Below are 464 nucleotides of genomic sequence, written 5' to 3'. Positions count from 1 at the left end.
GTTCTTCACCTATCTGAAGGACGCTTTCGACGTGCTTTATCAGGAAGGTGTCGAAGGTGCGCCGAAGATGATGAGTGTCGGCCTGCATTGTCGTCTTGTCGGCCGTCCGGGTCGCGCAGCGGCACTTCGCCGCTTCATCGAATATGTGCTTGGCCACGAAAAGGTGTGGATCCCGCAGCGCATCGAGATCGCCCGTCACTGGCATGAGCATCACAAGCCGGAGGCGCTTTGATGCTGATGCGTGAGGACTTCGTTACCCGTTTCGGCGGCGTGTTCGAACATTCGCCATTCATTGCCGAGCGGGCCTATGACGCTGGTGGGGCCGGCCTGGAGCTGACGGCGAAGGCGGTTCATGCCGCGCTTAGCGCGCAGTTTCGCGCGGCTCCCGAGGCGGAAAGGCTTGGAGTGTTGCGGGCGCATCCCGATCTTGCCGGGAAGCTGGCAATTGCCGGTGAGTTGACGGC

General features: G+C 61.4%; 1 protein-coding gene and 1 pseudogene. Both read left to right on the top strand.

What is annotated here, in order from left to right:
• Positions 1 to 232 (top strand): annotated as a pseudogene (locus D7X55_RS40745) (hypothetical protein); the annotation flags it as partial.
• The coding region (locus D7X55_RS40740; RefSeq protein WP_233610435.1) for a 2-oxo-4-hydroxy-4-carboxy-5-ureidoimidazoline decarboxylase at positions 232 to 464 on the top strand (233 nt) is incomplete at its 3' end. The pseudogene D7X55_RS40745 and the gene D7X55_RS40740, both read left to right, overlap by 1 nt.

Origin of the sequence: Corallococcus sp. AB049A (genome assembly GCF_003668885.1) — a bacterium.
In the GTDB taxonomy this organism is placed as follows: Bacteria; Myxococcota; Myxococcia; order Myxococcales; family Myxococcaceae; genus Corallococcus; species Corallococcus interemptor.
This window is presented reverse-complemented; position numbering and strand designations above follow the sequence as displayed.